The following is a 22,988-nucleotide window of genomic DNA, read 5'->3' on the forward strand; positions in this document are numbered from 1 at the left end:
CGCGTGTGGAGAAAGCGCCTCTTGCCATACCGTGAACGGTGATCTGACCGGCTCATGCCGGTCCACCATCAACCGGAATGGAGAGAGAAGATGGACTACTACGCAGGACTGGATGTTTCCCTTGAGATGACGAGCATCTGCATCGTTGATGCTGATGGGGTCGTGATGAAGGAGGCGAAGGTTGCTTCCGAACCAGACGACCTCGTTGCGTTCTTCGCGCAATGCGGCATGGCAATGAAGCGGATCGGCCTTGAGGCTGGTGCTCCGTCGCAATGGCTTTACGGCGGCATGGCGGATACCGGTCTGCCGGTCGTGTGTATCGAGACCCGGCATGCCAAGGCGGCGCTGTCGGCCATGCCGAACAAAACTGACCGCAACGATGCGCGGGGGATCGCCAACATCATGCGCACCGGCTGGTTCCGCGCCGTGCATGTAAAGACGCAGACCGCACAGGAGCTGCGCTTCCTGCTGGTGGCCAGGCAGACGCTGGTTCGCAAGCTTATGGATATCGAACTGGCGATCAGAGGAATGCTGCGCAGCTTCGGTCTGAAGATGGGCGTGGTGTCCAAACGCAACTTCGAGGCGCGCGTTCTGGAACTCGCCGGCGACCGTGCGATGCTGATGCGGGCGCTCAATCCAATGCTGACCGCGAGGCGTGCTCTGGCTGTCGAATACGCCAACCTGCAAAAGGTGGCGATGGACTTCGCCCGTGACGATGACGTGTGCCGCCGGCTGATGACCGTTCCCGGCGTCGGGCCCATCGTGGCGCTGACCTATCGTGCGACCATCGACGTGCCGTCGCGGTTCCGGCGCTCCAAATCGGTAGGCGCACATCTGGGACTGACGCCGCGCGCCTACCAGTCTGGCGAGGTTGAACGGACCGGGCGCGTGTCCAAGAGCGGCGATGCTATGGCACGGGCGGCGCTCTACGAGGCCGCGCACATCCTGCTCATCCGCGTGAAGCGCTGGTCGTCGCTCAAGGCATGGGGCATGCGGCTGGTCAAGAACCGGGGGCATAAACGCGCCGTCACCGCGCTTGCACGCCGGATGGCCGTGCTGATGCACCGCATCTGGGTCGAGGGAACCACCTTCATCTGGAAAACGGGTGACGGTTTGGCAATCGCGCCGAAGCCTGCTCCCGGCGTTTAAGCCCACCTGCCTGTCATCCGCATGGAGGCCGGCTGACATAGGCTGAGAGTTCCGCTGCGGCGGAGAGATGTCCCCCGAGGGGACGAGGGTTCGGGTGAGCACGTTCAGAATCTTGTCCGCATCGCATTCTGCGACCGCGAAGACGCGAGTTAGCTTGGCCGCCCGACCTTCCGATCCCTGCTTGTGGCGATCCTGATATCGACCACGGAAAGAAGCGTGAGCCGCTCGGGGTGATATCGATGATCCGCTCATGGCGTGTCCTCCGGCTCGATGCCTGGGATCCACGGAAGACGGACAGCTCGGGATGGTTCTTTCGCTGCTTGTTGCGAACGCGCGCGATCATTGGCAAGATGATCGCGGGTGGCACTGGGCGCGTGCTTCACACCCACAGAAACAGTTAAAGAAGATTCTATGTTAGATTCTAAGTTAGCAGTCGGATTCTTCTTTTCGTTACAAAGGCTTAACTGGGGCTCGTGCGCCTGATGTGCCGATAGTGCTGCGCCTGATGTACCGATACCCTTTGCGCCTGATGTACCGACGGCATCCACAATGTTATCTACAGGCACTGTGGATAGATTTTCGGGGCGGATTCGCAGCAGTTCGCGGCGATCCTCGCGCAGGATCTTGAGCTGGTAGCCGGGCAGCGGCTGGCGGGCAGCAATGCGGCGCAAGTCCAGTGCAAAGTCCGATGGCCGGGCCATGCTGCCGGATTTCTGGTAAAGGTGCGCAACCTCGAACAGCCAGCCATGCGGCTGATGTCCGGCGTGTTTGCGGGCAACACGGTAGAGCCAGCGCTCGATACCACCGGTCAGCCGGAAATAATCCGGGTCGATGGTCAGGACCAGCGAACGGTCAAGGACACTGTTGTAGAACCACTCGGGCAGGACAAACTCCATGCCCTCAACGCGACCGTCGCGCGTGGTCATCTCTTCCCATTCGTTGATCCAGGAGAACTGGCGGCGGCGCCAATGCTTGCCGTTACGGATCGTCGTGGCGACGACCGTGGATTGCAGCCGGGCAAGCGCTGCCTTCAGCAGCAGATATTGCCGGTTTCCGGTGTCGCGGCCGATGGCGCGCAGCAGATGATAGGGCGTGAAGCGGAAGAAGCGGGATGTCTTGATGCCGTTGTTTGCGGCGGCAACGATCTGGCTTGCAGCCCAGATCAGCACATCGGCATCCCAGATCGTCGCCATGCCATGTTCGGGCATCCCGAACACCTGCACCTCGACATCGGCGGTCTTGTAGAGGATGGGCTTCGTGCGCGGCGTCTTCGCCAGCGAGAAGAAAGGCCGTTCCATCAGATCGCGCTGGTCGCGCGGACTGGCATCGCCGGTTGCGACGATAAATGGATCGAGGTGGCTGCGCTCGCTACCGCCTTCTCGTCGCAGGGCGTCAGGGTGATCGACGCGCCGCATTCAGAGCTTGCTCCGCTCTTCAGCAGTCAGGGGGCGAGCCGGAAAGACCGTGCCGGCGTCCTTGTCACTGGTGGATTTGCGTGCGCCGATGTCGGCCCAGGCCTGAAGATCCTCGACCGTGTAGAGAACCCGGCCACCGATTTTGCGATAGGTCGGACCGGTCCCGTAGGTCCGGTGCTTTTCCAGCGTGCGAAGAGAAATACCAAGGAAACGTGCAGCCTCCTGAGTACGCAGCATGCGCGGTGGCAGGTCCGCGTTTCGGCGCTCGGCCATGAGATCACCTCCGGTTCGTCAGGTTGATGCGGCTGCCGGAGACGGCGGCGCGCTATGGCGAACCATGGGAAGTGATCGGCGGCGTGTAGCGTGCCGCATTTGCGTACATACGCAGACGGCACCCCCGAAAGGGGCTATGTCAGCGCGAAAAGACGTGAGATTTCAGCAACTCAGTGAGCCCGATGCGGATTCGCCCAAGACATCCGCACACAGTTCGGCTATGAATGCAGATGGAGCAGACGCACTGCTCCGGGGCTTAGTAACCCCTGTTGACGGTTGGTGTCGGCCGTGACGGCACCACACTCCTTGACCCTATGGTCGGGGAGCCTGTGGCGTATGCAACAGGCTTTCCAGCTAAAGGCCATGGGGCCGTTCAACACGGTTACTAACTCCCCGATCACCAGGAGTCAGAGAGTTTTATTGCGGGGGCGAACCGCAGAAACTCTTCTGAAAGAAGGGGAATGACCGTGAAAGCACCCGTCGAACTTGACCCCGATGTGGATGATCTGGCTCCGTCCGGCCATATCATCACCGCCTATGACGAGCAGCACTTTGTGACCTATCTGCGTATTCTGGACGCCAAGTCCGAAGAAGCCGACTGGAAGGAAGTGGCGCGAATAGTTCTGCACCGCGATCCGGCATCAGATGAGATGCGCACCCGGCGATGCTGGCAGAGCCATCTGGAACGCGCTCAATGGCTGTCGCGGGAAGGTTACAGGCAAATACTGGAACAGGCTGCGGCAAACAGGAATCGTTGAGATTGCGTCATTTGCCTTTTGATCGTGGAATCGGCTTGACCGGATAATGCAAAAGCAGCCGATAGCCCCCGCGCATCATTCTGATGCCGTGGGCAACAAGACGACGTGCCTTGTTCTTGCGCGGATCAGTCTCGAAATCTTCCTTGTCACCACGGAAGCCGAGCAGGACTTCGGCAACGGCGCGATAGCTTTCGCCATGTAGCCGTGCGTCCAGCGCCCGCAGCGACAGAAGGTGCCATTGCCGAAGCTGCGCTGGCATGGAGCGAATACCCGGCCCCGGAGAGCGGCCTGTCAGGCACCTCCAGAGGCGGCGGGCCGCATGGGCGCGTAACTCCATGAACTCATCCATGGGCAGGATTGCAGCATAGAAAGCTGCCGCATCGATCGCGCCCTGTGGCAGCCAGAATTGATGCTCCATCCCACCGATACGCCAGATTGCGTGCCAGCCATCCGGCGCGCGGCGCAGGATCAGGCCATCGAGATGTGCAAGAGCGACAAGCCGCCCGCCATCGGCATCGTTCTGCTCGACCGGAGACAGAATAATGGCCTGCGGATTGAAATGCGGCGACCAGAAAGGCGGTGCGCCGTCAGGCTGCGCGTCGGGGTCGTGTGCGAAATCGCACCCCCCAGCGGGAAGCAAAGGCGTCAACCTCATCTCCCGCGGGTTCTCTCCTCTGCGTGAGTCTCTCGACGTCACGGCGATAGTCTTCGTTGCGACGAAGATATTCCCAGGCGAAACCGGCGGGCGGAAGGTCTTTAATGCGTTTATAGGCCGCCGGAGTACGCCAATCTATGCTCTGCATGGCGCGTCCTCCCAAAGCCGAAGGGCACAAGGCCACGTCCGACCTGAAAAGGCTGCGGTATTGAATGGTTTTGCGGTAGCGTATCTAACGCGATAAGTGGATCGCCTAACCTGATCAATCCATTAAAGAATCTCTCGTTAGCACTGTTGCGCATCACATGGGAGACACCCTGACGACATTCCCGTGTCAGTGATCCAAGCCGAATGGCGGAAACGCGCGACTGCGCGGTTCCGGCGCAGACGAGCGCGCGGCCCGCAGGGCGACAAGGCGGCCGCCCATTTCGGGCAGGTCCGCGCCAAGCTGGAGCGGGCGGAGAACCGGGTGTAGCAGTTGCGGTGGGCGTGACGGCTTTCCTGCGGGTATGACAAAGGCCCCGACCTTGCGGTCGGGGCCTTTGTTCCGCGCTTCAGTCGCTGCGGCGACCGTTGGGGCGGGACCAGATGAGGGAGAAGGTTTCGCCTTCTTCGTCATCGAAGAGGTTGGCGTAGATCGGGGCGTTGAAGCTCGGATCGTCCAGCTTGAGGCCCAGATAGTCGCGGCCCTCGTTGGAGCGCTTGGACCAGGCGGCGCCGATTTCGGCGCGTCCGACCAGGACCCGGTGGCTGGGGGCGTTCTCGCCGGTGGCGCGCAGGTCGGGGATGATGCGCACGCCCTTGGCCTGGACGCTGAGGGTGACGATGTCGCCGGTGAATTCGTTCGAGCCGGTCTTCTTGAAGGTGCCGATGGTTGCCATTTTAAGTCTCCGTTTTCCGTTTCCGAGCCCGCACCATTGCGGCCTCGATGGCGATCGACCGGCCGGAGGCGAACGCTGGCGCACCCCCATTGGGGGCTGGACAGCACAGGAGAAACTTTCTTGTTCCGCGCGGAATGGCGGCTCTGCCGTCAGGGGAAGAAAGTTGTGACGACGCTGTTGCGCTAAAGCGGTCGAAGCGCATCGCGCTGGTCTTCGGCCAGATCAGGCCATTGAAGAGGCCGTTTGGAGCGGTCGAGACACGGGGGCTGAACGGAGACGGTGGCGACCTTGAGGCTCCATCATGAAGACCAGACCGGTAACACCGGCCTTTTTGTCACCCCGCCATCTCAGGCCATGCGCATCTCTCTTCCCGGCCTGTTCTACCGGCATTGCCCCCAACCGAGTTCTGGTTAATCCGCAGACGCTGGCGCTGACCGTTCTGCGCTCCTATGGGCGCGTCTGTGCCTCATGCTGATCCGGTGCTTGCCCGTGATCTGTCCCATGCTCCTGACGAAGATGGCAGAATATCCGAATCTGCGTCTGGTCGCCGTCAACGGATCATTGCGGTTCAGGTGCGTGCAAGGTTCCCGTCCGCTGGACCGGCTGCCGCCATGCCTGCAACGCGCAGGAACGCCGTCACGCCCACCGCAATCGCTCCGATCACCGAGAAGATGAGCTGCCATGTCTCAGACGGCATCATGTGCTTGACGATACCGAGCGTCGCGTAAAACCCGGCCAGCCCCGCCGGAGCGACGAAGGCCAGAGCGATGAGCAAACGCGCCCAGATCGGGCGGACCAGCATGAGCAGGCCCTGACCGACGGCCAGTGTCAGACCGGCGGCGAGAAGACCGACGACGATGCCGCCGAGCCAGCCAGCCCCTGTGCCATAGGCCCAGATGCCTGCGTTCAGACCGATGAAGAACGGCAGGGCGAATACGGCGAGATTGAACAGCAACCAGCACATGGTGCCGATGGCTGCGATGGAAACGAGGATTCCGAGAACGATCATGGTGGTGTCTCCGTGCAAAAGGTTGGACGGTTGCGCCTTCCACCACCACCATGGCGCACATCGACATATAGCATGAATATGCCTGTCCAGGCGACACGGAATGATCGGCGGGCGCTGTCGTCATGCACATGATGAGGTGGGAAGGCAGCGCTCACGCGCTGCCGGTCCCGAAGCGATAGACCGGGATGCCCATCTTGCGGGCCTTGTCGGCCAGGTTGTCCTGAATGCCCGTGCCGGGGAAGATGATGACTCCGATCGGCATCGTGGCGAGCATCTGGTCGTTGCGCTTGAAGGGTGCTGCCTTGGCATGTTTTGCCCAGTCGGGTTTGAACGCGACCTGTGCGACCTTGCGGTTATTGGCCCAGGTGGCCGCGATACGTTCCGCGCCCTTGGGCGATCCGCCGTGCATCAGGACCATGTCCGGGTGCTTGGCGTGGACCTGATCGAGCTTGACCCAGATCGTCCGGTGATCGGTGGTGTCACCGCCCGAGAAGGCGATCTTTGGTCCGGCGGGCAGCAGCACCTCATTGTCGGCCCGGCGTTTTGCGGCGATGAAGTCGCGGCTGTCGATCATGGCCGAGGTCATCTGGCGATGGTTGACCCGGGAGCCGGAGCGTTGCGACCAGGGCGTGCCGGTGGTGCGTAGATAGATGTCGGCGGCGGTATCGCGGAAGGTTTCCATGCTGTCGCGGCGCTCGATCAGGCTTTGGCCCGCGCCGATCAGGGTTTCGAGCTGGACGGATTTGACCTCGCTGCCGTCCTGTTCGCGCTGAAGGCGCTTCTGTGCCTGCTCGTTATCGTCGAGTTTGGTCTCGATCCGCTCGACAGCGCGGTGGAAGGTGTTGACGGTGGACCAGAGGATCTCGTCGAGGTCGAAATCGAGGCTGGTGTCGGCCATGGTGGAAATCAGGGCGTCGAAGATGTCGGAGACTGCACCCTGGATGACGTGATCTTCGGGTGTGATCCGGGGATCGGCCTCGTCTTCCGAGGGGCGGTAGCCGTAGAGTTCGAGTTCTTCGATCGCATGGCCGGTCGGGGACGTGCTGTGATCGGGTTCGAAATCGTCGTGCGCGTACATGGGATGCTTCCGTCAGTTGGACCGCGACCGTCGCGGCCTTCATGGCGACGAAAGCCCACGGGCGCTCCTGTCTGGCAGCGCGAGCCTCTGGCGAGTGCCTTGATGGCAAAGCCCGGCTGATTTGTTTCGCGCTGTAAAGGCGGGCTGGCCCGCCGACGGAAATCAGTCGGGCGCCGCCATTGCCTGACCGGAGCGTTTGTGGGCCGATCGCCCTCTCGGAAGGCCAAGGCGCGGTCCTCTGCTGATGACAGGATGCAGCCAATGCGCATGACAGGATCGGAACGGCCCGATCACGGCCCCGTACCGGCTATGCACTTGAAGCCATGAAGCGGCTGACGTCCTCGGGAGCGATTTGCACCCGGATCTCTGCCCGAACGGCATCCAGCCCGTAAGTTGCGAGATCTTCGTTGAAGTCCCCCAACATGGGCGAGAGCGTGATGGCCTCGATCCCGGCCTTGTGCGCCCGGTCCACCAGGCTATCGCGGGCGCTGTCACCTGCCGGATCGTTGTCGCGGACGATATAGAGCCTGCGCAGTTGCGGCGGGAACAGCATGGCCGCGAGGTGTCCGGCCGAGAGTGCGGAAACCATCGGCATGGTGGGCAGAGCCTGACGTAGCGACAGGATGGTTTCGATACCTTCCCCCGCTGCCATGACATCCTGCGCATCACCGAAACGAACCGCATGTCCGAGCAGGTCGCCCATTGCCTTCCTCGGCGGATCGACGGGTGCCTTGCCGGAACCGTCAGGGGCCAGCCATGTGCGGTGTGCGCCGGTGATCCTGCCATCGAGGTCGGTGACGGCGGCGATCATGGCGGGCCATGTTTCGGTCGGGCCCTCGTCCTCGGGCCGCCAGTAGCAGTTGGGGTGAAAGCGCAGATTTGCGGTCTGGCGTAAATCCGTAATGCCGCGTCCGCGTAAATACGCTTCTGCGATACTGCCAATCAGCGGCTCTGTCATGCGCCAGAGGCGGCGTGCGGCCTCGGATGATCCCGATGGTGCTGGCGTTCGGGACTGACGGGATGGCGGCTGCGGTTCAGGATGCGGCAGGCTGAGGAACCGCTGGGCTTCTTCGGCAACGTCCGCGAAGTCGATCAGACCGAGCGAGTCCCGGATCACGTCCAGCAGATCGCCATATTCACCCGTGGCCGAGTCCTGCCATTTACCGGCAATGCCTTTCACGCTGTCGTGCAGCCGGACGAACATGGAACGGCCCGCCGTGTTTCGTACATCGCCGACCTGCCAGTAATTGCCCTGTTTGCGGCCATTCGACAGATAGTGGCGGCACACCGCCTCGGCCTGTCGGCCGAGACGCTGTGCCAGTTCCGAAGCGTTGAGACGCGCCATCATGCGGCCTCCCGCTCACCGATGCGCAGGGCCGGGAAGCGGTCAAGCAGTTTGCCGATGATCGCCGGTCCCGTTGCATCGACGGGCACGAAGAAACGCAGCTTCCACGAGATGATCTCGCTGAAGAGGCCATAGGCTCGCAGCCGGTCGCGCATCGCGTCAGTAAAGCCGGTCAGTTCGATCCGGTTGGCGCCCATGACCCGGACGCGGCGCAGTTGCAGCCCCTCGGCGAGATCAAGGATTGTGCGGCCTTCGATCAGCGCGGCATATGCGGCATCCGGTGTCAGGCTGCTGGTAACGCCACTGGTCGAGGCATTGGCAGCCCAGGCCGGCGATACCCGGCGACCGATGATGCGTTCGCCCTCGTCGGTCTGGAGACGATAGACGCGGGAGGAGTCCTGCGGCAGGCGTTTCCAGATCGGCAGAAGTAGCCCTGTCACCATATGCAGGATGCTGTCGGTGAACTCCGGCACCTCTGCCAGTTCGGCTTTCCAGGCCACGGTGAAGGCGGCACGGTCGGCCTCGATCCAGTGGGTCTCGCCCATCGCCCGCACCGGAATGTTCATCGCCTCCATGGGCCGGATCAGCCGCACACGCCGTTCGATCTCACCATCATCCAGCATGACGCTGGTGGTCGAGATCTGCACGGCCGCACGACCGGATCGCTCGTTGATGAGCAGCTTGGCACGTGGATCATCCAGTTCCGCGAGGGCTGCATCGAGCGTGACCGGCTGATTGCGCTTGCGCTCGGTGAGCGTCAGGAGCCGGGTTTCTGCCCCTGTGCCCGGATGGGTGTGGATCACCTGCCGGTCCGTGACGATGAAGCTTTCGGCCTTCAGCGTCTCCAGCCCCATGTCATAGGTGCCGGATGCAATCGCCCCATCGATCCGCGCCTGCAGAAGCTGCTCGAAGGCCGAGAACAGGATGCCCTGCAACTCGATGGTCAGCGCCAGCAGGCGGTTGAGGAATGTGGTGATCGGCGGCAGCTCGTCCTTCACACCATTGCTGTCCATCAGCTTCAGGCCGGTGGCGGATTCAAACCGTTCGAGCGAGCATCCCTCGACCTTGCCGCGCACGATCAGCAGATAGAGCTGTCGCAACGCGTCGCGGGCATAGGCGGATTCCAGATTATCCTCGGGACGGAACAGCCCCTGGCCGCCGGTCTGGCGCTGGCCGCGCGTGATCGCGCCCAGCGTGTCGAGGCGGCGGGCGATGGTCGAGAGGAAGCGCTTCTCGGCTTTGACATCCGTGGCGATGGGCCGGAACAGCGGCGGCTGCGCCTGATTGGTCCGGTTGGTGCGGCCCAGCCCCTGAATGGCGGCATCTGCCTTCCAGCCCGGCTCCAGCAGGTAATGTACGCGCAGCCGCTGGTTTTTCGCCGAGAGTTCGGCGTGATAGCTGCGCCCCGTGCCACCGGCATCCGAGAACACGAGGATGCGCTTCTGGTCATCCATGAAGGCCGAGGTCTCGGCAAGATTGGCAGAAGGCGCACGGTTCTCGACCGCAAGACGTGCCGATGCCCCGTCACCCTTGCGCACGATCCGGCGCGAACGGCCTGTGACCTCGGCCACCATATCCGTGCCGAAGCGCTGCACGATCTGGTCGAGCGCACCGGGGACAGGTGGAAGCGAACCGAGTTGCTCCAGCATCTCGTCGCGCCGGGCCACGGCTTCGCGGCATTCCACCGGCTGACCATCACGGAAGACGGGGCGTGACGACAGGTTGCCCTCGCCATCGGTAAACGGCTCATAGAGCTGCACCGGGAAGGAATGCTGCAAATACGAGCCGACATACTCCCTCGGCGTGACATCGACGGAAATATCGTTCCATTCCTCGGTCGGGATCTCGGACAGCCGCCGTTCCATCAGGGCTTCGCCGGTCGAAACGATCTGGATGACGGCGGCATGGCCCGCTTCCAGATCGGCCTCGATGGACCGGATCAGGGTCGGGGTTTTCATGGAGGTCAGCAGATGGCCGAAGAAGCGCTGCTTGGTGCTTTCAAAGGCCGAACGGGCGGCGGATTTGGCCTGCCGGTTCAGCGTTCCCTCGCTGCCGGTGATGTTGGCGGCTTCCATCGCCGCATCCAGATTCCCGTGAATGACGGCGAAGGCGGCAGCATATGAGTCGTAGATGTGCCGCTGTTCGTCCGTGAGCTGATGCTCGATCAGTTCATATTCGACGCCATCATAGGAAAGCGAGCGGGCGGTATAGAGGCCGAGAGATCGCAGATCGCGGGCCAGCACTTCCATGGCCGCCACGCCACCGGCTTCGATCGCCTCGACGAACTCGGCACGGGTCTGGAACGGAAAATCCTCACCGCCCCAGAGACCGAGGCGCTGTGCATAAGCAAGGTTGTGTACTGTGGTGGCCCCGGTTGCCGAGACATAAACCACGCGGGCATCGGGCAGCGCGTGCTGGAGCCGCAGGCCCGCACGTCCCTGCTGCGAGGCGGCGACATCGCCGCGTTCGCCTTTTCCGCCACCGGCATTCTGCATGGAATGGCTCTCGTCGAATATAATGGCTCCATCGAAATCGGACCCCAACCATTCGACGATCTGCTTGACGCGGGAAACCTTCTCGCCCCGGTCGTCGGAGCGTAGCGTGGCATAGGTGGTAAAAAGGATGCCTTCCGACAGCGTGATCTTTGCGCCCTGCGGAAAGCGTGACAGAGGCGTGACAAGCAACCGTTCCATGCCCAGCGCCGACCAGTCGCGCTGCGCGTCCTCGATCAGCTTGTCGGATTTGGAAATCCAGATCGCCTTGCGGCGTCCGCGCAGCCAGTTGTCGAGAATGATGGCGGCGGACTGGCGGCCCTTGCCAGCGCCGGTTCCGTCACCGAGCATGAAGCCGCGGCGGAAGCGGATCGATCCGGCAGCATCCTCGGGCGCGGCGCTCACAGTGTCGAAATGCTCATCCACGGTCCATGCGCCGGCGAGATGATCGGCATGGGCTTCCCCGGCATAGATCACCGTTTCAAGCTGGGCGTTCGACAGACGCGCGCAGATGTCAGCGGGCAGCATGGGCCGGTAGGACGGCTTCGGCGGTGCGACCGAGGCCATGGCGGCAGACTGCACCAGCTTGGTCGGATGAGGCTGCGCGCCAGCAATGTGCAGCGATTGCAGCGCATATTCCTCATAGATCGCGTCGGACAGGCGAGCGCCTTCCGGTGGCGTCCAGTCCACGGTCTCATAGGCAAGTTCGACGCCCTCGGGATCGTTGGCGGGAGCCGCGGCAGGCCGCGCAGCTGTCGCGCGGGCCAGATAGCCTCGCACGGTCTTCGGCGCGGCGGTTGAACCGGGCACCGCAATCTTCGGCAATGATACTGGCGAACGCTGCGGGACATGCGCCTCGATCCATCCGATCAGCGTGGCAACATCAGGCGCGATGCCCGGTGAGGCCGGAAAAATACCAGTATCGTCGGCGGGCAGTTTGTCGATCACGGTCAGCCGCGTGTCGATCGTGGTGCCGTGCTTTGCATAGACCGCACCATCGACGGCGGCGGTGAACACCACACGGCCACGCGCCTGCAAGCGGATGAAAGCCTCCCGCCAAGCCGGAGCTTCGGGGCCAAAGCCAGCGCCGGTGATCGTCACCAGCCGACCGCCCGGAGCAAGACGGGCCAGCGCCGAGGCAACATGGCGGTAGGCCGCATCTGCGACACGTCCGCTGACATTGGCCATGACCGAGAATGGCGGGTTCATCAGCACCACGGACGGCACGGCATCTGCGGCCAGATGATCGTCGATCTGGGCGGCGTCGAACCGGGTGACGGCGAAGGCCGGAAAGAGCGAGGACAGTAAATCGGCTCGGGTATCAGCGAGTTCGTTGAGGATCAGCGCACCGCCTATGGTCTGCGCCAGGATCGCCAGAAGGCCGGTGCCAGCCGAGGGTTCCAGAACCCTGTCATCAGGCATGATCGCGGCGGCCGTCAGAGCTGCAAGTCCGAGCGGGATCGGCGTCGAAAACTGCTGGAAGTTCTGGCTTTCCTCGGAGCGCCGGGTCTGCGTGGGCAACAGCCCCGCGATCTTTGCCAGCACGGAAATCCGTGCAGCCGGAGAAGCGGCTTTACGGAAAAGCGCCTTTCCGTATTTGCGAAGGAAGAGAACTGTGGCGACTTCGCAGGCCTCATAGGCCAGCTTCCAGTCCCAGACGCCAGTAGCGTCGGACGCGCCGAAGGCCGTTTCCATCGCGCCGCGCAAGGTGGCGGCATCGACGCGCTCACCGCGTTCTAGATGGGGGAGCAAATGACTGGCCGCAGCCAAAATCGCGGGCGCAGCCGCCAGCGGCGTGACCGCATCGGCCACGGGAAACACCATGTTCATGTCGGGAACCTCAGGAGAGCGGGAAGGACAAATCCGGACGGCGCTCTCTCTCGACCACCCGGACTTAACCCCTTCCGGCCAGCCTCTGACTCTCAAACCGCAGCATGAAAAAAGCGCCCCGACCGGACGGCGGGGCGCTTGTCAGTGTCATCTCAGGATCATCCGAAGCGGCGACCGGCTTCGGTGAAGGTGTATTCATTGGCGGCGATGGTTTCATCGACCGCCTCGTCCGAGGATAGATAGTCATATTCGCGTTCAAGCTGGCGGTAGAGCCATCGAGCCAGATCGCGCAGCGCCTCGATGATCGTCTCCTCGGCATCGGCGGTCATGTCCTGCCAGGTCGGGCTGTCTCGCTCGACCGAGATCGCCATGCAGTATTCGTGATAATAATGGCCGCGATGGCTGGCCTCGGCGCGAAGCTGATAGAAGTTGCGGCGCTGGATCGCCTGAAGGGCGTCGGCGATGCGGTGCAGTTCGATGTCCTGCGGGGCGTATTCCCTAATCTGGCGCGGCCCATGTTTCTGGTAGGAATACCAGCATTCAAAACAAGCCCCGTCCCCCTGCGAGGAGAAGCCGCGGAACCAGATGCAGGGGTCTTGCCGTGTGCCGCCGCCCATCAACCGGACGGTGCGGGTCTTGAGGTTCAGCCCGAGGATTTCTGCGATACGCTGGAAATCCTCATAGACGGCATCGTACCAGTCATAATCGAAGCCTCCCTCACGATACCAGGCGCGGGCCTTGTCCTTCGCCGCATCGGACAATTCGCCCAAGCGATAGACGGGGGTTTCGATGATCTCAGGCATAGGGATCTCTCCCTTCGAGAACCGAGGAAAGCCAGCCATTGGTGTCGATCCAGTCCACCGTCTCGCCGGTTGCGAGATCGAGGACATGCGCGCCGCCGCCGAACCCATCCAGGCGGGGTCGAGAGCAACTGTTTGCCCATTGCAGTCCCCATAATCCAGTCAGGCCGAGGGTGGCCGCGCAGTGTATGACGAACCGGATGACATGCTCGGGGTCGCCGGTGTCATCGTCGCGTATCCAGAGCTGCGTACCGTCATGCTCAGGCTGGATCGAGAGCAGGAAGCTGTTGGCGGGTTCATGTTCGGCGCTGCTTCCGTCCGGCAAGGCTTTATAGAGATCGACGGCACGGACGGCATTCTCATGTGTCCCAACGTCGAGCAGGCAGGAAAAGTGGGTGTGGTAATCGGCCATATCAGCCTCCTGAAACAAGAAAGCCCGGCATGGCACCGGGCGAAATGACGGGGATGGGTAACGGTCACGCGGCCTGTGGCAGGTGGAGCAGATCAGCCGCGGCATCGCGCCAGAAGGGATCGACCAGCCGTGCCTCCAGCGCAGCGGCGCGGTAACGCAGCCGTCTCGCCTCTGCGGGATCTGATGTCCGGAATGCCATACCGCGCAGGCGGCTGGCCTCGGTCACGATCCTGCGTGCTTCGGCATCGGATGCGACGGGCTGTTCCCAGAGGATAATGTCGGCGCGGATTTCGCCGGCGAGGACCAGGCGCTGATCGCGGTCCTGAATGAGCATGATGCGCGGCTGAAAATACGGGAAGCTGTCCGGCCCCGTGTAAACATCACCGCTCGACAGGCGCAAGGTCGCCGCCTGAATGGCCTCTTCCGGTGACGGGCATTCGCCAAGCGGGATCACGCGGTCAAAGCTGTTCGCCGCATCACTGGCGTCATAGCTGGCGATGCCGAGGCACGAGATGCGCAGCGGCAGCTTTTGCGCCCGATAAAGCGCGGGCAGAACATCAGTAGCCAGAATCTGACCGATGGAACGGAAGGTTTCGGAACGGGCAAAGGTCATCGGGATTACTCCATGACGGGCGCCGGCGAGCCTCTCTCTCCGACCCTCAACCCGTCACGGCCGAACGGCCCGCACTCTTCCTCTCTGACCGGGCATGTTCCCGGTTCCGCTGCCTGTGATGGGCAAGCATCGCAAGGCTGAAGGCCCGATCGCGAGTGTCGCGCTCGGGCCGTCGGGGATGAGGCGCTTTCGCGCCTTACTCCCACGGGTCCAGCTCCAGCTTCACCATGTCGTCGTCGCCGTCGAACTCGGCGGCGGGGCAAGCGGCGTGGGTGCCGTCTCCGGCCTGGAACACAACGATCGAAACCATCAGCGTGGTGGCGAGGCTGGCGGCGAAGGCAGTGGCATCTGCATAGGACATGGGTTCCGGCTCCTGTCTTTGGAGGCGGGGGATCATCCCCCGCGCGACAGGCGCCCGAAGTGTCTGACCGGATCTGCAATCACCCGAGGGCGTTCGGACTTTTTCCGAATCCCCGAGGGCGGCACGCGCGCGTAAGCCGACCCCTTGGGGGTTGAATGTCAAAGAGACGGATCGGACCAAGGTTTGCGAATGGAAGCGGGGGTGGTTCTTCGCATCTGACAGGATGCCGGATACCCGTCGCAGATGCCCAGCCGCGCCAGCCTTGTCACCATGCTGGCATCAGGATCGTGTTCCCTTCAGGCCCGAGATGGCTGCCGCTTGCCCTGAAGAAGACGGCGGATTGCATGGTGAAGCCGGAATGGACCCGTCCGGTGCAGACCTCCCATCCTCACGGCCCGACACCCTGCGATCGGACCTTCAGCTCCAAAGCCCATCGGCAATTTCGCGGGCGATCATCGCGCGTGCTTTCATCATCAGATCGTCGCCCGATGTGTCGATATGACCATAGAAGCGCGCGCGGCCGCCATGGGCAGTCCATTCGGCGTAGCGGCAATATTCACGGGCATCGAGCCGGAACACCCGCATTTCTTCGGCCCAATGGGGCTTTGGTTCCACGACGACGGTGATGCCGTCGCGGGTTTCCTCCCAGGGCAGCGTGCGTTCGTTCGGATGGTTCTCCCGATCCTGGGCCAAGATTTCGTCAATGTCGATGCTGGCAGACATGGCGAGTCTCCAAAGAAAAAGCCCGATCACGAGGACCGGGCGAGTTGCGGAAACGGCGGGTGATAAACGGGGCGACCGAAGCCGCCCCGCAGGAGTGCTATTCAGCAGCGACCATATGCTGTTCTTCCTCGTCATCAGCGGGGTCGTCCTCGCCATCGCCGGAGAGGAAATCGGGCAGATCGTCGACTTCCGCCGCAGCGCCCGATGTCGGATCGACTTCGATACTATCGTCCACCATGCGCAGCGGCTCAGGCAGCCAGCCGGAATCGGCCAGCAGGCGTTCGGCTTCCTTGGCCATGTCGCCCTTCTTGAGGTGTCCGATCAGATCTGCGGCCCGGTCTCCGGCCCCTTCGCGCACAGCTTCAAGGATACGCGGCTTGGTCACGCGGCCTAGATAATTGCCAACTGTAGGCCGCCAGCCCACGACCACCATGTCGAGGCCGGTCGAACGGGCCAGCCGATCAGCTTGTGACAAGCGGATGTCCAGCCCGTGCTGACTGACGCCCGTGCCGCTATAGGGGTTGGGCTTTTCATAGAGCGCGTTGATACCGTAGCTGACGCAATGGGCGAGCAACTCCATGCGCGAACCATCGTCCAGATTGGTCAGCCAATCCCAGAGGGCGGCATCGTCTGCCGGGACATGATCGCCCCAGCGTTCATGCCGGTCTGCGATGGCCTTGGCCGAGGCACTATCGCGCAGATCCTCGGCCTGTGCGGGCAGATCCACTTTTCGGACCTGCGCTTCCAGGCAACCCTTGCTGGAGTGCGGCATGAAGCGATCCATGACCAACCGGTGGAGCAGTGCCGTCATGGCGACATACGGGTTCACTGCGACCGCATTCCGCAGCGCCAGCGTGCGATGCGCGGTCAGTTCGCTGACCAGACGATCGGGCAGCGGTTTGATGGTGTCGGCCTCGTCTTCCTCCTCCGTTTCGACCGGCTGGCCGCCCAGCGTGATAACCGCACGCATGTGGCTTGCCTCCGGTTCGGCCCGCTGGATCACCTCGCCGGTTTCCGGATTAACAATCTCGGCTTCCGGTTCCGCAGGCGTTTCGTCCTCGGCGCGAACATAGCCGCGCTCGATCAGCAATGCGCCATCGGCGTCGATGCTGATGAAGACACCCGCCATGCCGATCTGTTCCGGGTCGAAGGTCATCGGACGGCGCTCGAAGGTTTCCAGCGCCTGTTCGATCTCACCCAGGCGGGCGTCGATCTCGTCAGGCAGTTCGTCGGCCTCACCATATTCGGCTTCAAGCCGGTCATATTCGTCACGCAATGCCTCGCGGGTGGCGCGCTCTTCTTCGCTCAGATCGACCGTCGTGCCGACAATCTGGCGCAGGCCATGATCGTGACCATAGGGAAAGGTGATGGCGACCTCGATCCACTTCCAGCCCTCGGCGGCGATGGCTTCGGCCTCGGCCTTCAGCTTTTCGCCCACCAGCCGGTCGAGCAGCACCGGATCTTGCAGCCAGCCACCATCGTCCTGCTGGAAGAGATCGCGCAGCACGCAGCCGCCAGCCTCCTCATAGGCGGCAATGCCGACAAACACTGCCCGCTTGTCGGCGGCGCGGACCGTGGTTTCGGTCAGCAGGCGGCGGATGTAATAGGGTTCCTTTTGCCAGCCATCCTTGATCGCTTCCCAGACTTGCTCCTGACGGGCATGGTCAGAACTGACACTGAAGGCCATGAGCTGTTCCAACGTCATGCCGTCCTCGGCATAGACGTCGAGCAATGCCGGTGAGACCGAAACCAGACGCAGGCGCTGCTTCACCACCTTGGCATCCAAGAAGAAGGCGGCGGCGATGGCTTCCTCGGTCATGCCCTTTTCGCGCATGACCTGGAAGGCGCGGAACTGGTCGAGCGGATGCAGCGGGGCACGCTCGATGTTCTCGGCGAGCGATAGCTCGTCGATCAGCACATCGGCGCTGGCCTCCGACACCACGCAGGGGACCGGCGCGACCTTCGCGAGGCGCTTCTGCTTGACCAGCAGTTCCAGCGCGCGGAAGCGGCGACCGCCCGCTGGCACCTCGAACATGCCGGTTTCCTTGCCATCGGCATCCACGATCGGGCGGACATGCAGAGACTGGATCAGGCCGCGCCGGGCGATGGACTCGGCCAGTTCCTCGACCGAGATCCCGGCCTTAACGCGCCGGACGTTGGACTGGCTGAGCACCAGCTTGTTGAAGGGAATGTCGCGCGAGGACGACAGGGTGATCTTCTGAACGGCAGTGGCCATGTCAGTTACTCCATGACGGACGCCGGTGAGCCTCTCTCTCCGGCTATCAGCCCGTCACGAAGCGAAGCGCCGCCCTCTTCCTCTGAAGAGAGCGACGCCAGCCGCAGAACCTGAAACCTGGAAATCAGGCACTCCGGTTTTCTGTATCGGCGGATGTACGGGAAAAGCTCGCGCCGACGCGGTAAAGCAGACGCTCGGCGGCGCGTATGCTGCCGGTCTCGCGGGCGGCCTCGGCCCAGACCGAAATCGGGAAATCCCCGGTGAACAGCAGATCGCGCTCGATGCCCATGCCGAAGGGCAGCCGGACTGACTGCATCTCGCCAAGGCTCCACGACCCCAGTTCGGGATAGCCGAGATCGGCCAGACCGAACATGATGTCGCCATCCTCATCCAGTTCGGTGGCAAGCCAGACGCCCTCGCCGAGGGGGTTAAAGAACTTCACGACCGGGATGTGATCCTGATCGCGCTGACGACCATTCGCCAGCAGGCGGTCGCGCTGTGTGCCGGTCAGGAGGATCATGCCGCAGCTCTCCGGTCGGTCACGCTGGCGTCCGGCTCCACGGTGTCCTCGGCCGGCAGATGTGACAGCAGCCAGTCCGCCGCCTTGCTGGCCTGCGAGGCCGCGCGGACAATGGCGCGGGAATCCTCGCGCATGACCTCCAACCACGACCCAATGTAATCGGCATGGCGCACGGTCGGCACGATCCCGAGCGCCGCACAGCTGAAAGCCGCAGTCTGCTCGGCGATCATTTCCTCGAAGGCGTATTTTTTCGAGCCAAACGAGCCGGTCAGATCGCGGTTGAGACGGCTGTGATGGCCGCTGGCGTGCCCTAGCTCGTGCAGGGCCGTCCTGTGCCAGTTGATCGGCTCGAAATAGGCTTGCGGAGGCGGCACCTGCACATAGTCGAGCGACGGCATATAGAAGGCGCGATTACCACCGATGCGGAAGTCGATGCCGGTGGCCCGGATCAATGCCTCGACCCGAGGTTCGATCAGGCCTGACGGCGGTGGCGGGGCGACTGCCGTGATGTCATCGGGCAGGCCATCGCATTGCGCGGCGTTAAAGACCGTGAACCGCTTCAGGAACGGAATGGCATGCGCATCCTCCCCCGTTTCGCGGGCACGGCGCTTTTCGTCCTCGGGGGTAAAACGGTCGGCATAAACGACGGTGGTGCCGCGCTCGCCCTTCCTGACATTGCCGCCCAGCGAAAGCGCCTGTCGGAAAGTCAGCCACGCCTGACCGGGGAAACCATGCTGGATGACAGCGCCCCAGAGAATGAGAATATTGATGCCGGAATAGGACCGGCCGGTTGAGGCATTTCTCGGCAGGCCCAGCGGGGCGGTATCGGGCGACGCGCCCCAGGGCTGGACCCAGGGGAGCCTGCCTTGCTCCAGCTCGGCGATGATCTTGTTGGTGATGTCGTCGTAAAGGTTGCTGCGCGCGCCGCCTTCCGCGGGGCTGCGATCGTGTCTGGCCATCAGGATGATCTCCGCGACGGGCGCCGGAAGCCTCTCTCCCAGCCCTCAACCCGTCACGGAAAACCCGTCCACACTCTCACTCTGAAGGGGGCGTTGCGGGGTCTCCCCGCTGATGGGGGTGCGTCGGCAACGCCAGTGCCAACCAGGGGGAAGGCTTTCCCCCAAATGCCTCTGTATACTGGACAAAAAGAGCCTTGCTGGTTTCTTATGCAAGCTGGACCGACTCGCGCCAGTCGGAAGACGAATATTGCATGCCGCAATGGTTATCTAAGTATTTCCGAGGAATTTTCGTGGCCCGTTATAACCCAGATGCTGATCTTTCTCCCCTTTACGAGACGATGGATCGTCTTCGCACTGATTGCCTGATCGGCGATGGATCCCTGCTTTCACCTGGACGCTCACTTTGGACCGCTGAACACTTTGCGGAGTTGCAGCGTACCTACGTGCAGAACCTCGATGAGGGCGAAGGCAAGTTCTTCGAAAAGCTGAAAGTCCAGCTATCTGACGCAACAGCTGAGGCGCACTGCCTGATGGCCGAGCTGATCTGGCTACTTTATGCCTTCCAGCGTCGCGATGTCTCTCCCCCGACCAAGGATCGGAAAGTCCGCGAGGTTTGGTCCTGGTCAGGCCAGGATTTGCCGCAAGATGTGGCGGCCCTGACCGAACAGGTTCTTTACGGTGTCGGCCGGGCTGGCCAAGGATATAACAACAATAAATGGCGCGAGCTCGTTCTGTTGATTACCGCCATGCAGGATCTCAAATCCAGGCCTGTTGATGAACGTCGACGCCTGCTCGGGGACGGCGGCGCATTTGCCAGTTGGTTCGAGATACAGGTGAACGGGGAAAATCGGCAATTGCGTCATATCCTGCCCTTCCTGCTTTTTCCTGACAGCTTCGAGCGCATCAGCGCCGGCCAGCATAAACGGGATATTCTGGCTGGCTTCGGGGTAACAACGGCAGCCGATGCCGGCGCCATGAGCATAGCCAAGCTCGATGACGCGCTTCTGTCATTGCGCAAGAGCCTTGAAGCCAAGCATGGTTCACACGTCGATTTCTACGAGGGTGACTTCCGGCCTGTCTGGCAGAAGCCGAAAGAAAAGAATGCGCACTCGACAGATAAACTGGATGAAAAAGCCGTCGTTCCAGCTTCATCCGGTTTTGAACTGAATACGATCTTCTATGGCCCTCCGGGTACGGGCAAGACGTTCAGCACCGCACAACGCGCCGTCGAGATATGTCTAGGCCAGGCGGCGTCCGATCCGGGTGCAGTGCGCGCGGCCTATGAGCAACTGGTAAAGGACGGGCGCATCGGCTTCGTCACCTTCCATCAAAGCTATACCTACGAAGATTTCGTCGAGGGACTGCGACCCAAGCCGATGGCATCGGGGGCAGGCTTCACGCTCGAACCGGAAGCAGGTGTGCTGAAAGTAATGGCAGAGCGGGCGTCGAAGCAAGCGAGCAACCATGTCCTCATCATTGACGAGATCAATCGCGCCAACATCTCGAAGGTTCTGGGCGAACTCATCACGCTTCTGGAGGCGGACAAGAGACAGGGAGCGCCTGCGGCGATCACCGTCACACTTCCTTACTCCAAGACCGCATTCTCCCTTCCGGCCAATCTGTACATCCTTGGCACGATGAACACGGCAGACAGATCCATCTCGCTGCTGGATACAGCACTGCGGCGGCGTTTCGTGTTTGAGGAACTGCCACCCGATTCCGCAGAACTCGCAGGAATCGAACTCGACGATAGTGCGCTCGATCTTGCAGCCATTCTGGACAATCTCAATCTGCGCCTTGTCTATTTCCTGGGAGAGGATGCCCAGATCGGCCACGCCTGGTTTATGGGCGTCAAGACGAAAGCCGAACTCGATCGCGTCATGGCATTCAAGGTCATCCCGCTGCTGCGTGAGTATTTCCATGACGACATTGAACGGGTTCGCATTGTTCTGGGTGGCGGCGACGGCTTCCTGAATCGATCCCCTATTCCGGTTCCAAAGGGGGCTGAGGGATTTGCTGAGGATCGGTATCGCTATTCCGATGTTTTTCGGGAAGAAGGCGGATATCCTGAAGCAGCTTACATGGCTCTTCTGGGACGGGAATAATGCCCAAGCAGAAAAGCCATTACTCTCTGCCGGAGTGGTCCTCTTTGCCCATTGGACCCGACGGAATCAGCGAAGGACAAGCCGAGCAACTGCACCTTGCCGCAATCACGGCTGCCCGCAGGCTTGGCGTGGCTGAGAACGGCGTACTGGCGCGCGGTTTTCGAAAGCTTGAAACCAAGCAGGTTTGCGGCATTATTTCCGTTCCAGGGATAAGTTTGGAAATCCTGCCCAAGCTCGCCGACGAGGACGGTGCATTGCGAGCGACCCTTGTGCGGATGATTGCGGTCGCCTTCGACATACCGCTTTCAGAAGGGCAGATCGCGCAGATGGGCGCACAGGAGAGCGATCTTCTCGAAGCCTTTATCAATCTGTTTGTGACACGCCTTGCAGAACAAGCGAAATCCGGTCTGACGCGCGACTATGTGCCAGAGGAGGATGTTTTGCCTAAGCTGCGGGGAGCGCTCGATGTGCGGCAGCAAATCGTTCGCCGCTCGGCTGATCCTTCCCGCCTGCATTGCCGGTTTGACGAGTTTTCCGAGAACACGCCGCTCAACCGGCTGTTCAAGGCCAGCCTGTTGCGCATCATCTCCTTCGTGCGCTCCGAGCCTCTGCGTCGCCGAATCGCTAACCTCGCAGGGCGCTTCGCCGACATCCCCGCCAGCCCCGCCCCACTGAGGGAGCGTATCGTCTGGAACCGGATGAATGAGCGCTTTCGTCAGGCGCATATGCTTGCGCGTATGCTGCTGGAAGCAGAGTGGCAAAACACGAGTTCCGGAGACGGCACGGGAATTTCGTTGCTCTTTCCGATGAACCTGCTGTTTGAACGGTATGTTGCCCGCTGGCTGCAACGGGTTCTTCCGCCAGGATCAGTGTCAGTTCAGCGCCGACAGCACACCCTGTTGCAGCATGGCGCCTACCCTCTGATCCCGGACATCGTAATTGACACCCCTGATGGCCCGTTGGTGATTGATACGAAATGGAAGGATCTCGGCGAACATTCCGGCTCTACGCCAAATGTGAGCCAAGCCGATCTTTACCAACTCGCGTCCTATGGGGCGGTCTATAATGCAAGCCGCGTCATACTTCTCTATCCTGGAACCAGCCAGACGGCGAAGCCTACGACATGGCGTTATACCGCCACAGACCGTAGAGTGGAGATTTGGCAGGTCGATATACGACAGGCAACCCAAAAGAATCAGTGGAGAAGCATCGCCAGCGCTATGACGATGGTTGGAGACGCCTCTACCGTATCTGTCCTAGCATGAAAGCACACTTATCCTCGATGACTGCACCCCTTCCAACGCCAAGGGGCATTGTTGCGCTAAGCCGACATAGGAGAGCTCCTATTCTCGTTGGTTTCCAGCATGCGCTTCG

The 22,988-nt window shown here is 61.9% G+C and carries 21 protein-coding genes; 4 read left to right on the forward strand and 17 right to left on the reverse strand.

Annotated features, from left to right (window positions below; all coding sequences use genetic code 11):
- Window positions 1-90 precede the first annotated feature (90 nt).
- Window positions 91-1,149 (forward strand): IS110 family RNA-guided transposase, encoded by a 1,059-nt coding sequence (locus tag HOY34_RS15920; protein WP_172364596.1) that lies wholly within the window; start codon window positions 91-93, stop codon window positions 1,147-1,149.
- Between the two features lie 248 nt (window positions 1,150-1,397).
- Here HOY34_RS15920 and HOY34_RS15925 read toward each other — a convergent pair whose 3' ends face one another.
- Both HOY34_RS15925 and HOY34_RS15930 read right to left on the reverse strand, forming a co-directional pair.
- A complete protein-coding gene (locus HOY34_RS15925; RefSeq protein WP_172364598.1) occupies window positions 1,398-2,564 on the reverse strand; it encodes a replication initiator protein A in 1,167 nt (388 codons plus the stop codon).
- A complete protein-coding gene (locus HOY34_RS15930; RefSeq protein ID WP_172364600.1) occupies window positions 2,565-2,837 on the reverse strand; it encodes a helix-turn-helix transcriptional regulator in 273 nt (90 codons plus the stop codon).
- Between the two features lie 461 nt (window positions 2,838-3,298).
- Here HOY34_RS15930 and HOY34_RS15935 point away from each other — a divergent pair, with 461 nt between their 5' ends.
- The gene (locus HOY34_RS15935) at window positions 3,299-3,595 is read left to right on the forward strand and encodes a DNA -binding domain-containing protein (protein WP_013368638.1); all 297 of its coding nucleotides are present in this window, start codon (window positions 3,299-3,301) and stop codon (window positions 3,593-3,595) included.
- A gap of 7 nt (window positions 3,596-3,602) precedes the next feature.
- Here HOY34_RS15935 and HOY34_RS15940 read toward each other — a convergent pair whose 3' ends face one another.
- The 15 genes from HOY34_RS15940 to HOY34_RS16005 all read right to left on the reverse strand — a co-directional run bounded on the left by HOY34_RS15940 (window position 3,603) and on the right by HOY34_RS16005 (window position 19,509).
- Window positions 3,603-4,250, reverse strand: a complete 648-nt coding sequence (locus HOY34_RS15940) for a DUF2285 domain-containing protein (RefSeq protein WP_253944505.1) — start codon at window positions 4,248-4,250, stop codon at window positions 3,603-3,605.
- Complete coding sequence (locus HOY34_RS22460; protein WP_082006073.1) at window positions 4,183-4,398, reverse strand: transcriptional regulator domain-containing protein; 216 nt, start codon at window positions 4,396-4,398, stop codon at window positions 4,183-4,185. The genes HOY34_RS15940 and HOY34_RS22460 overlap by 68 nt, the downstream gene beginning before the upstream one ends.
- A gap of 406 nt (window positions 4,399-4,804) precedes the next feature.
- Window positions 4,805-5,131: a DUF736 domain-containing protein gene (locus tag HOY34_RS15945; protein WP_172364602.1), complete on the reverse strand. Its 327-nt coding sequence runs from the start codon at window positions 5,129-5,131 to the stop codon at window positions 4,805-4,807.
- Between the two features lie 568 nt (window positions 5,132-5,699).
- On the reverse strand, window positions 5,700-6,140 hold the full coding sequence (locus HOY34_RS15950; RefSeq protein ID WP_172364604.1) for a hypothetical protein: 441 nt from the start codon (window positions 6,138-6,140) through the stop codon (window positions 5,700-5,702).
- 151 nt (window positions 6,141-6,291) lie between these two features.
- Window positions 6,292-7,218 carry a DUF2493 domain-containing protein gene (locus HOY34_RS15955; protein WP_172364606.1) on the reverse strand — a complete coding sequence of 309 codons (927 nt, stop codon included), beginning with the start codon at window positions 7,216-7,218 and terminating at the stop codon, window positions 6,292-6,294.
- Window positions 7,219-7,525: 307 nt separating this feature from the next.
- Window positions 7,526-8,563 (reverse strand): DUF7146 domain-containing protein, encoded by a 1,038-nt coding sequence (locus HOY34_RS15960; protein ID WP_172364671.1) that lies wholly within the window; start codon window positions 8,561-8,563, stop codon window positions 7,526-7,528.
- On the reverse strand, window positions 8,563-12,885 hold the full coding sequence (locus HOY34_RS15965) for a strawberry notch family protein (RefSeq protein ID WP_172364608.1): 4,323 nt from the start codon (window positions 12,883-12,885) through the stop codon (window positions 8,563-8,565). The genes HOY34_RS15960 and HOY34_RS15965 overlap by 1 nt, the downstream gene beginning before the upstream one ends.
- Window positions 12,886-13,043: 158 nt before the next feature.
- Window positions 13,044-13,688: a DUF8835 domain-containing pootine gene (locus tag HOY34_RS15970; RefSeq protein ID WP_172364610.1), complete on the reverse strand. Its 645-nt coding sequence runs from the start codon at window positions 13,686-13,688 to the stop codon at window positions 13,044-13,046.
- A complete protein-coding gene (locus tag HOY34_RS15975; RefSeq protein ID WP_172364611.1) occupies window positions 13,681-14,097 on the reverse strand; it encodes a hypothetical protein in 417 nt (138 codons plus the stop codon). The genes HOY34_RS15970 and HOY34_RS15975 overlap by 8 nt, the downstream gene beginning before the upstream one ends.
- Before the next feature lie 64 nt (window positions 14,098-14,161).
- Window positions 14,162-14,710 (reverse strand): hypothetical protein, encoded by a 549-nt coding sequence (locus HOY34_RS15980; RefSeq protein ID WP_172364613.1) that lies wholly within the window; start codon window positions 14,708-14,710, stop codon window positions 14,162-14,164.
- Window positions 14,711-14,906: 196 nt separating this feature from the next.
- Window positions 14,907-15,071, reverse strand: a complete 165-nt coding sequence (locus HOY34_RS15985; protein ID WP_010335706.1) for a hypothetical protein — start codon at window positions 15,069-15,071, stop codon at window positions 14,907-14,909.
- Between the two features lie 417 nt (window positions 15,072-15,488).
- Window positions 15,489-15,794 carry a hypothetical protein gene (locus tag HOY34_RS15990; RefSeq protein WP_122066909.1) on the reverse strand — a complete coding sequence of 102 codons (306 nt, stop codon included), beginning with the start codon at window positions 15,792-15,794 and terminating at the stop codon, window positions 15,489-15,491.
- A 97-nt stretch (window positions 15,795-15,891) separates the two neighbouring features.
- Entirely contained in the window at window positions 15,892-18,030 is a 2,139-nt protein-coding gene (locus HOY34_RS15995) for a Spo0J and enkurin domain-containing protein (protein WP_172364615.1), read from the reverse strand.
- Window positions 18,031-18,154: 124 nt separating this feature from the next.
- On the reverse strand, window positions 18,155-18,550 hold the full coding sequence (locus tag HOY34_RS16000; RefSeq protein WP_172364617.1) for a DUF2958 domain-containing protein: 396 nt from the start codon (window positions 18,548-18,550) through the stop codon (window positions 18,155-18,157).
- Window positions 18,547-19,509, reverse strand: coding sequence for an ArdC family protein (locus HOY34_RS16005; protein ID WP_172364619.1), 963 nt, complete (start codon window positions 19,507-19,509; stop codon window positions 18,547-18,549). Before HOY34_RS16005 ends, HOY34_RS16000 begins: the two co-directional genes overlap by 4 nt.
- A 194-nt stretch (window positions 19,510-19,703) precedes the next feature.
- Here HOY34_RS16005 and HOY34_RS16010 point away from each other — a divergent pair, with 194 nt between their 5' ends.
- The gene (locus HOY34_RS16010; protein WP_253944506.1) at window positions 19,704-21,614 is read left to right on the forward strand and encodes an McrB family protein; all 1,911 of its coding nucleotides are present in this window, start codon (window positions 19,704-19,706) and stop codon (window positions 21,612-21,614) included.
- Window positions 21,614-22,879: an McrC family protein gene (locus HOY34_RS16015; RefSeq protein ID WP_253944507.1), complete on the forward strand. Its 1,266-nt coding sequence runs from the start codon at window positions 21,614-21,616 to the stop codon at window positions 22,877-22,879. The genes HOY34_RS16010 and HOY34_RS16015 overlap by 1 nt, the downstream gene beginning before the upstream one ends.
- Window positions 22,880-22,988: the final 109 nt, after the last annotated feature.

This window comes from Pseudogemmobacter hezensis (genome assembly GCF_013155295.1).
GTDB lineage: Bacteria > Pseudomonadota > Alphaproteobacteria > Rhodobacterales > Rhodobacteraceae > Pseudogemmobacter > Pseudogemmobacter hezensis.